The sequence below is a fragment of the Delftia sp. ZNC0008 genome, from assembly GCF_000799035.1.
Classification (GTDB): domain Bacteria; phylum Pseudomonadota; class Gammaproteobacteria; order Burkholderiales; family Burkholderiaceae_C; genus Comamonas; species Comamonas tsuruhatensis.
Map to the genome: position 1 here is coordinate 1 of NZ_JTKZ01000604.1, position 9,559 is coordinate 9,559.

The window sequence follows — 9,559 nt, forward strand, 5'->3', positions numbered from 1 at the left end:
CCGCGTCACGCCGCGATGGCGGCTGGCGCGTGGCTGGGCCACGGCGTTGAGCAGGGGCATCTCGTCGACCAGGCGCACCAGGTCCTCGATGCGCGTGAGCAGGCCGGCGGTGTCGGTCACGCTCATGCGGGCCAGCCGTTCCAGGTCGCGGTCCAGCGCGCGCATGACCGGGGCCAGCCGGGGCTGGGCGGCGCGTTCAATGCGCTGGCGGGCGTTCTTGAGCGTGGCCACCAGCGGCTGCAGGCTGCCGGACAGCTCGGCCTGCTGCTGTGCCAGGCGGATGGACGATTCGATGTCCACCACCAGGTTTTCGTCGCGCGAGCGCGACATGCTTTGCAGGAGTTCGTCGAGCTGCGTGCGCTGCAGAGACAGCTCGGCAATGCGCGCCTCCATGACCGAGGTGCGCGCCGCGCTATCGCGGGCCAGGTCCTGGGCATCGCGCGCCAGGGTGCGGGCCTCGACCGACTGGGAGCCGGACTGCGCGGACTGGCGCGCCAGCTGTTCCTGGATATTGCCCAGGCGCTGCCACAGCATGCCGCAGGCAATGAGCGCCGCGACGGCCACGGCGCCCACGCCGTAGACCAGGGCCGAGGAGCCGCCGCGCAGGTCTGCAGCAGGGCTGCTTTGGGCGGAGCCGGCTGCGAAGGCTGCTGCGGAGGATGCGGGCGTTAGGTCCTGCGGGGTGGGGCGGTCTTGCGCTGCGTCGGAACTCATGGCGACGATTCTATCGACGCAACCACGTCCTCCAGAGCGGGCCGGCATTGCTTGACATCTCCGAATCCCATGTGTCTTGCCTGGGCAGCGATTCGCTCGTGCGTAGCGAGCGCTCGCGCTTTTTGCCACGATTGGCCCGGCAGGAGCTGTTGCAGGTTGGCAACGGATTCGGCGCTGCTGAGCAGCCACAGCGTGCCATCTTCGGCAGCCTGGCGTGCCAGTGCCGTCTGGGCTGCATCCCAGGCAGGCAGTTCGCGCTGGTAGACGGCCAGCATTTCGACCTGGGCACCTGCCTCGCGCAGTCGGGCGGCCAGCCAATCGCGGCCGGCGCCTGCCGTGGCCGGCACGGTCCTGGGCGCTCCTGCCTGGCTGTCGCCGCGCACGATGAGCACGCGGTCGCCCGCATGGATCTGGTCATGCACGCGCTGCCATAGCGTTTCGGATTCGAACTGGGCGGCGTCCGGCGGCGGGCCGTCGATCTGTGCTGGCGCAATGCCCAGGGCCAGCAGCGCCTGGGCGGTGCCGGGGCCGGGCGTCCAGGCGCGGGTGGAGGCCGGAAGCCGTGCGGGGTCGGTGCCGAAGAAATGCTGGACGGCGTTGCCGCTGACGAACATCACGGCGCGGTAGCCCGGGCCTTCGCGCAGCGCGTTGCGGGCGGCCTGCAAGGCCTGTTGCGTGGCCGCATCGCGGCAGGGGCCTATGGCCATCAGCGCCAGCGGCTGGGCCGGAAGGCCCCGGGCCTGCAGCGCATCCACCCACGCGGCCGCGTCATGGGCCGGGCGGGTGACGAGTATGCGCGGTGGCATGTGGGCGTGCCGTCTAGAGCTTGGGGGCCGGCTGGGCGCCCGCCGCCTGCAGCAGCGCAGCCACGTGCTGGCCCAGTGCGTCGGCACTGGCGAAGTCGGTGACGGTGGCGTCGGCGTGCACCTGCACCAGCGGCAGCCGGCCTTGCGGGTCTCCCCAGGCTGCGTCCAGGCGCAGTTGCTGGCCGTCGAAGGTGCCGTGCGCCGCCAGCGGCATGGAGCAGCTGCCGCCCATGCAGCGGCTGACGGCGCGCTCGGCGGTCACGGTCAGCCAGGTGGTTTGGTGGGCCAGCGGGGCCAGGGCGTCGATCAGGTCCTGGCGGTCGGCGCGCACCTCGATGCCCAGCGCGCCCTGGCCTGCGGCAGGCAGCATGCCGGCGGGCTCGAACCTGGCGCGGATGCGGTCGGCCAGGCCCAGGCGCATCAGGCCGGCAGCGGCCAGCACGATGGCGTCGTAGTGGCCTTCGTCCAGCTTGCGCAGGCGGGTGTTCACGTTGCCGCGCAGCGGCTCTATCCTCAGGTCGGGGCGCAGGGCCTGCAGCAGTGCCTGGCGGCGCAGGCTCGATGTGCCGACGACGGCGCCCTGCGGCAGCTCGGCCAGCGCGGCGTAGCGATTGGAGACAAAGGCGTCGCGCGGGTCTTCGCGTTCCATCACGCAGGCCAGCACAAAGCCTTCGGGCAGCTCCATGGGCACGTCCTTGAGCGAGTGCACGGCGATGTGGGCGCGTCCTTCTTCCAGCGCCACTTCCAGCTCCTTGACGAACAGGCCCTTGCCGCCCACCTTGGACAGCGTGCGGTCCAGGATCTGGTCGCCCTTGGTGGTCATGCCCAGCAATTCCACTTCATGCCCCCGGGCGCGCAGCAGTGCCTGGACATGCTCGGCCTGCCACAGTGCCAGCTGGCTCTCGCGCGTGGCGATCACGATGGAGTGGGGGATCAGTGGTTTGGTATTCATCAGGAGCCTCGGGGGGAGCGCGGGATGCTAGCATGCTGCGCCGCAGTAAACCCGGCACCAGGACCGAAGCCCAAGCAAACCGATACGCTGACCGATTCCAGGAGATTCGTTGATGGCCACCGCCCCCCGCAAGAGCAATGCGCGAGATGACAGGCGTGATGACAAGCCTGTCCGCAAGACGGACAAGGACCTGCCGCTGATCGAGGACATACGCCTGCTGGGGCGCATTCTGGGCGATGTGATCCGCGAGCAGGAAGGCGTGGCGGCCTTCGAGCTGATCGAGCAGGTGCGCCAGCTGTCGGTGACCTTCCGCCGCGATGCCGACGAGACCGCCGACCGCGCGCTCAAGCGCCTGCTCAAGGGCCTGACCACGGACCAGACGGTGAGCGTGATCCGCGCCTTCACCTATTTCAGCCATCTGGCCAACCTGGCCGAGGACCGCCACCACATCCGCCGCCGCGCCGTGCACGAGCGCGCGGGCAACACGCAGGAAGGCAGCATCGAAGTGGCGCTGGCGCGCCTGCGCTGGGCCGGCATCTCGGCCGGCACCGTGGCGCAGACGCTGGCCAGGAGCTATGTGGCACCCGTGCTCACGGCCCACCCCACGGAAGTGCAGCGCCAGAGCATTCTGGTGGCCGAGCGCGACATCTCCCAACTGCTGGCCGCGCGCGAGGACATCGTGGCCCGCGCCCAGCTGTACAACAGCGCCAAGGACGCGCTCACCCCGCGCGAACTCGAACGCAACGAGGCCCAGCTGCGCGCCCGCGTCAGCCAGCTGTGGCAGACACGCCTGCTGCGCTACTCCAAGCTCACCGTGGCCGACGAGATCGAAAACGCGCTGTCCTACTACGAAGCCACCTTCTTGCGCGAGATTCCCAAGCTGTATGCGCAACTGGAGCAGGAGCTGGGCAACACCCTGCCTGTGCACAGCTTCCTGCGCATGGGCCACTGGATCGGCGGCGACCGCGACGGCAACCCCAATGTCACGGCCCAGAGCCTGGAGCTGGCGCTGTCGCGCCAGGCCGACGTGGCGCTGCGCCACTATCTGCGCGAGGTGCACTACCTGGGCGGCGAGCTGTCGCTGTCCCAGCGCCTGGCCGATGTCACGCCCGAGATGCAGGCGCTGGCAGAGCGCTCGCCCGACACCAACGAGCACCGCTCCGACGAACCCTACCGCCGCGCGCTCACCGGCATCTACGCGCGCCTGGCCGCCACGCTCAAGGTGCTGACCGGCGGCGAGGCCGCGCGCCATGCCGTGGCGCCGCAGAACGCCTATGCCTCGCCCGAGGAGTTCCTGGCCGACCTGCGCGTCATCGACGACTCGCTCAGCCGCAACCATGGCGAGGTGCTGGCGCCCCAGCGCCTGCGTCCGCTGATGCGCGCCGTGCAGGTTTTCGGCTTCCACCTGGCCACCGTGGATCTGCGCCAAAGTTCGGACAAGCATGAGGAGGTGGTGGCCGAGCTGCTGGCCACCGCGCGCCTGGAGCCCGACTATTCGGGCCTGCAGGAAGACGCCAAGTGCGCCCTGCTGGTGCGCCTGCTGGAAGAGGCGCGGCCGCTGCGCGTGGTGGGCGCCGACTATTCCGAGCATGCGCGCGGTGAACTGGCCATCTTCGAGGCCGCGCGCCGCCTGCGCGCGACCCTGGGCGCCGAGGCGATACGCCACTGCATCATCAGCCACACCGAGTCGGTCAGCGACCTGCTGGAAGTGCTGCTGCTGCAAAAGGAGGCCGGGCTGCTGCGCGGCACGCTGGACGACGGCGCCGTCTGCGACGTGATCGTCGTGCCGCTGTTCGAGACCATCGGCGACCTGCGCAGCGCCGCGCCCATCATGCGGCGCTACTTCCAGCTGCCCGGCGTGGCGGCCATGGTGCAGCGCAGCGGCGGCGAGCAGGACATCATGCTGGGCTACAGCGACAGCAACAAGGATGGCGGCATCTTCACCAGCAACTGGGAGCTGTACCGCGCCGAGATCTCGCTGGTCGAGCTGTTCGACGATCTGGCCGACAGCCATGGCATCAGCCTGCGCATGTTCCATGGCCGCGGCGGCACGGTGGGCCGTGGCGGCGGCCCCAGCTACCAGGCCATCCTGGCGCAGCCCCCGGGCACCGTGCGCGGCCAGATCCGGCTGACAGAGCAGGGTGAGGTCATCGCCTCCAAGTACGCCAACCCCGAGATCGGCCGGCGCAACCTGGAGACCCTGGTGGCCGCCACGCTGGAGGCCACGCTGCTGCAGCCGACCAAGCCGGCCACGCGCGCCTTCCTGGATGCGGCGGCGTTTCTGTCCGAGGCCAGCATGGGCGCCTACCGCGCCCTGGTGTACGAGACCCCTGGCTTCACCAGCTACTTCTTCAGCAGCACGCCCATCCGCGAGATTGCCGAGCTGAACATCGGATCGCGCCCGGCTTCGCGCAAGCCCTCGCAGAAGATCGAGGACCTGCGCGCGATTCCCTGGGGCTTCAGCTGGGGCCAGTGCCGGCTCACGCTGCCGGGCTGGTACGGCTTCGGCGCGGCGGTGCAGGCCTTCATCGGGCAGCCGGGCAAGGATGGCAAGGCCCAGCTGGCCCTGCTGCAGAAGATGTACCGCCAGTGGCCGTTCTTCCGCACCCTGCTGTCCAACATGGACATGGTGCTGGCCAAGAGCGACCTGAACCTGGCCTCGCGCTATGCCGACCTGGTGCCGGACGCACGCCTGCGCCGCCGCATCTTCAGCGCCATCGAGGCCGAGTGGCACAGCACCGTCGATGCGCTGGCGCGCATCACGGGCGACAAGCAGCGCCTGGCCCACAACGAGGCGCTGGCGCGCTCCATCCGCCATCGCTTTCCCTACATCGATCCGCTGCACCATCTGCAGGTGGAGCTGGTGCGCCGCTGGCGCGGCGGCCAGACCGATGAGCGCATCAAGACCGGCATCCACCTGTCGATCAATGGCATTGCGGCCGGCGTGCGCAATACCGGCTGATCGAGGGCGCGAGCGGGCCGGGAGGCCCCTCGCGCCGCCATGCGCAGGGCGCCGGCCGGCAGCCGTGTAGGATGTGCTCCGGACAGGGGCGCATGACTCCTGCCGGGAAGTGAAGGGTGGGAGCTTATGGGCAACAAGACGCCATGGCCGGGGTTCCCGGACATGCAACTGTTCCTGACGCAGCGCCTGGCCAGGCTGGCCGGCGCCAACTCCATGCGGGCCATACGCGAAGGCCTGCTCTGGCTGGTCCCATGCCTGCTGGTCTCGGCCCTGTTTCTCATACTGTCGGCGCTGGCGCAGATGTCCGGCCAGCCCGAGCCCGTGGTGCAGCTTCTTGCGGGCCTGCATGCGCAGATCGGCAGCATCCTGCCGCTGCTGGTGGCCGCCTCCATCGGCTACATGCTCTCCATACGCCACAGGCTGCCGCGCCTGCCGGTGACCTTTTTGTGCTTTGCCCATGTGCAGATGGCCATCTTCCTGCTGCGCGAGCATCCGCGCGCGGCCGCCACGCTGGTGCTGTTCATCGCCATAGCCTCGCCCCTGATCACCGTGCCGCTGATGGCCAGGCTCAGCGCCATGCGCTGGACGCGCATTGCGCGCACGGGCTTTGTGGGCGAGAACGTACGCGAGGTGATGAACCTGGTCGTGCCCGGCTCCATCGTCGCGCTGCTGCTGGTGGTGCTGCTGCTGGGCCTGCAGCAGGTGCTGCCCGATATCACCCAGGCCGAACTGCCGCTGGCCATCGCCACCCCCGAGAGCCCCTATCGCAGCGGGCTGACGCTGACGCTGCTCAATTCCGTGCTCTGGTTCTTTGGCGTGCAGGGCTACTACGCCATGCAACCCTTCTTCCAGGTGCTGGACCAGGCCGTGCTGGCCAACGCCGCCGCCTTGGCCAAGGGGCTGGTGGCGCCCTGGGCGCTCAACGGCGGCCTGATGGGGTCCTTCGTCTTCATCGGCGGCTCGGGGGCCACGCTGTCACTGGCGCTGGCCGTGCTGCTGTTTTGCAAGGGGCGCGGCCTGCGCATGCTGGCGCTGGCCGCGCTGCCCATCTCCCTGCTCAACGTCAACGAGATCCTGCTGTTCGGCCTGCCGGTCATCCTGAACCTGCGCCTGCTCGTGCCTTTTCTGGCGGTGCCCGCCATCAACCTGGTCGTGGCCGTCACGGTGGTGCAGGCCGGCTGGGTGGCTCCGGCCTCGATGGTGCTGCCCCTGACCGCGCCCGTGGTCTTCAATGCCTACGTGAGCACGGGCGGCGACATGGGCGCCGTGGTGCTGCAACTGGCGCTGACGGTGTTGGGGGCGCTGGTCTATGCGCCTTATGTGCGCTCCATCGACCGGCTGGGCCAGGACCATGGCGCCATCGTGCTGCGCGCGCTGGACACCACGTTCTCCCGGCTGCCCGAGGAGGCGGGCCTGGTCACGCGCGATCCGCTGGTGCTGGCGCACGAGACCCAGGCCCGGCGCGAGACCATGCTGTCCCATATCCGCCGCATCAGCGAGTATGAATTCCACCTGGAATTCCAGCCCCAGGTCTCGCACCGCAGCGGCTTGTGCCTGGGCTGCGAGGCCCTGTTGCGCGCCCACGATTCGCAGGGCAGGCTGCAGCAGCCCGGCGGCTTTCTGCGCTGGCTGGGTGATGCCGGCCTGATGCGCGAGGTCGATCTGTGGGTGGCGGGCGCTGCCGTGCGCCAATGCCGGCTGTGGCGCCAGCACGGTTTTTCCCTGCCGATCAGCATCAATGTCACGGGCGCCACGCTGACATCGCCCGAGTACTGCTCGCGCCTGCTGATGCTGCTGGCGCAGGCCAGGGGCCAGGTGGGCGTGGAGATCACGGAGGAAGCGCTGGTGGGCGATGTGGAGGCGATCCGCAAGGCCATAGGCCAGATCCACGCGCTGGGCGCCAAGGTGGCCATAGACGACTTCGGCACCGGCTTCTCGTCCATGAGCTACCTGCACCAGTTCGACGTGGATGCCATCAAAATCGACCGCAGCTTCGTCGTGGCCAGCGGTCATGCCAAGGGCGCGCTGGTGCTGGACGGCCTGCTGCGCTTTTGCGAGGCGCTGCAGTTGAACGTGGTGGCCGAAGGCGTGGAGACCCAGGCGCAGCTGCAGGCCCTGGGCTTCGAGGGCGAGCTGCTGGTGCAGGGCTGGTACTTCAGCCGGGCCCTGCCGGGAGAGCAGTTGCCGCAGTTCGCCAGCGACTGCGCCGCCAGGGCAGGCGGCGAGACGGTCTGAATCCGTGCTGGTGCATCGCTGCGGCGATGCAGGGGCTCAATGCAGCATCAGGGAGCCGGCGCTCTTGCTCTTGCCGGCGCGTGCGGGCGGATTGCACAGGCCGCACTGGTAGTGGCGCTCGTTCTCGTAGGGCTCGGTCACGAACTGGCCCTTGCACACGGAGCACTGGGTGCGGGTCAGCATCTGCGCATCGACAAACTTCACCAGGCGCCATGCGCGTGTGAAGGACAGCAGCGCCTCCAGCTCGGCGGCCTGGATCTGCTCGGTATAGAGACGGTAGGCCTTGGTCAGTTGTTCAACGGCATCCAGCTCGGCGCCCTTGGACAGGTATTCGTAGATATTCAGGAACAGCGAACTGTGGATGTTCTCCTGCCAGGTCAGGAACCAGTCGGTCGAGAACGGCAGCTGGCCCTTGGATGGCGACTTGCCGGCGATCTCCTTGTACAGGCGGATCAGGCGCTCGTAGGACAGCGTGGTCTCGGATTCGAGCACCTGCATGCGTGCACCCATCTCGATGAGCATGGCGGCACGCTCGATCTGCTTGGACTCGTTCAGGACACTTTTGACGGCGGTGGACATGGCGGGCTCCAGAGTTCTTCGGGCGGATCAGAGGACTTCGGAAACGCGGCTGGCCATCAGGATGTTGGCGTGCAGCGTATTGGTCGCACCGTTGCCGATCTTGTTGCTGCTGTGATTGGTCAGCAAGCTCCAGACCATTTCGTCGTCCACGCGGAAGCTGGCGAGCAGGGTATTGCGCGAGGCCAGCTTCAGCACCTGGGCTGCCGACAGCGCGGCCAGCAGGTCGCAGGATTCTTCGTTCAGTCCCAGGCGGAACACCGCTTCCGCCTTGTCCTGGCGGATCAGGGTCTGGGCCAGCATCAGGTAAGTGAGGTTGGCTTCGCGGATTTCGGCAAGCAGCTGTTCATTGTTCATAGGACCATCCTTTGCATCTCGGCAGCCGCAACACCGGGGTAGAAACAAGATGTTCAACCTGTTGCGATCTGTTGGGATGGATTGTGGAGGAGGGGCCCTGGCCGTTGAAGTCGGGGCAGGTCTGCGCCGGATGTCTGGTTGTGAGACGGCGTTTGTAAGATTTGCCTTACACCTGTAGCAAGGTTTGGATGACTCGATTTCGCCCGGCCTCTGCCGTCCGGGGGCCTGGGAGCAGGCCGCTGCAGTGGTGTTGTTGCATGTCGGCCTTTTGACACAGTGCTGTCATTGTGCAGCCTCCCAGGGGCGGGCATAAGCCGAATTAGCCGCGCTCCACCGGCCTCTTCGGGTCACTGCACCACTCGCTCCAGCTGCCCGCGAAAAGCCGTGCCGGCGGCAGTCCTGCAATGCGCATGGCCAGCAGGTTGGGCAGGGCGCTCACGCCGCTGCCGCACTGGTGGACCACGCTGGCCGGATCGCGGCCGGCCAGCAGCCGGTCGAACTCGGCGCGCAGCAGGGCGGCGGGCTTGAAGCGGCCGTCGGCCGCAATGTTCTCGGTGAAGGGCCTGTTCAGTGCGCCCGGGATGTGGCCGGCCACAGGGTCCAGCGGCTCGACCTCCCCGCGATAGCGGGCCGGGGCGCGTGCATCGACCACGGTCTGGCCTGCGCTGCCCAGTGCATCTAGCACCTGCTGTGCCGTCACCAGCTGCTGCAGCGGCTCGTGCAGCTCGAAGTTGGACTGAAAGCGCGCGCTTTCCTCGCCCGATGCCACAGGCTGGCCTGCGGCCTGCCAGGCTTGGAGACCTCCGTCGAGCACGGCCACATCGCCATGTCCGGCCCACTGCAGCATCCACCACAGGCGCCCGCAGTAGTTGGCGCCGTTGCGGTCATAGACCACGGCCTGCATGTCGTTGGAAAAACCGATCTCCGACAGCCACATGGCAAACAGCTCGCGGCTGG

Annotated in this window: 8 protein-coding genes; 2 read left to right on the forward strand and 6 right to left on the reverse strand. The window is 68.4% G+C overall.

Annotated features, from left to right (window positions below):
• The 3 genes from L995_RS19800 to hemC form a co-directional block, all read right to left on the reverse strand.
• On the reverse strand, positions 1 to 714 hold a 714-nt coding region (locus L995_RS19800; protein ID WP_047473150.1), incomplete at its 3' end, for a uroporphyrinogen-III C-methyltransferase.
• Positions 711 to 1,520 (reverse strand): uroporphyrinogen-III synthase, encoded by an 810-nt coding sequence (locus L995_RS19805; RefSeq protein ID WP_047473152.1) that lies wholly within the window; start codon positions 1,518 to 1,520, stop codon positions 711 to 713. The genes L995_RS19805 and L995_RS19800, both read right to left, overlap by 4 nt.
• Before the next feature lie 13 nt (positions 1,521 to 1,533).
• Positions 1,534 to 2,472 carry a hydroxymethylbilane synthase gene (gene hemC, locus L995_RS19810; RefSeq protein ID WP_047473155.1) on the reverse strand — a complete coding sequence of 313 codons (939 nt, stop codon included), beginning with the start codon at positions 2,470 to 2,472 and terminating at the stop codon, positions 1,534 to 1,536.
• A gap of 112 nt (positions 2,473 to 2,584) precedes the next feature.
• Between hemC and ppc the strand changes: the two genes are divergently transcribed.
• Together ppc and L995_RS19820 are read left to right on the forward strand one after the other, a co-directional pair.
• Positions 2,585 to 5,434, forward strand: coding sequence for a phosphoenolpyruvate carboxylase (gene ppc / locus L995_RS19815; protein ID WP_017406380.1), 2,850 nt, complete (start codon positions 2,585 to 2,587; stop codon positions 5,432 to 5,434).
• Positions 5,435 to 5,560: 126 nt separating this feature from the next.
• Positions 5,561 to 7,669 (forward strand): EAL domain-containing protein, encoded by a 2,109-nt coding sequence (locus tag L995_RS19820; protein WP_047473157.1) that lies wholly within the window; start codon positions 5,561 to 5,563, stop codon positions 7,667 to 7,669.
• Between the two features lie 36 nt (positions 7,670 to 7,705).
• On the opposite strand, the gene flhC is transcribed toward L995_RS19820, so the two are convergent.
• From flhC to L995_RS19835, 3 genes are all read right to left on the reverse strand, one after another.
• Positions 7,706 to 8,248, reverse strand: coding sequence for a flagellar transcriptional regulator FlhC (flhC, locus tag L995_RS19825; protein ID WP_016448936.1), 543 nt, complete (start codon positions 8,246 to 8,248; stop codon positions 7,706 to 7,708).
• Positions 8,249 to 8,275: 27 nt separating this feature from the next.
• Positions 8,276 to 8,602, reverse strand: a complete 327-nt coding sequence (gene flhD, locus L995_RS19830; protein ID WP_012204159.1) for a flagellar transcriptional regulator FlhD — start codon at positions 8,600 to 8,602, stop codon at positions 8,276 to 8,278.
• Positions 8,603 to 8,921: 319 nt separating this feature from the next.
• A partial coding sequence (locus L995_RS19835) for a sulfurtransferase (protein ID WP_047473159.1) occupies positions 8,922 to 9,559 on the reverse strand: 638 nt, incomplete at its 5' end.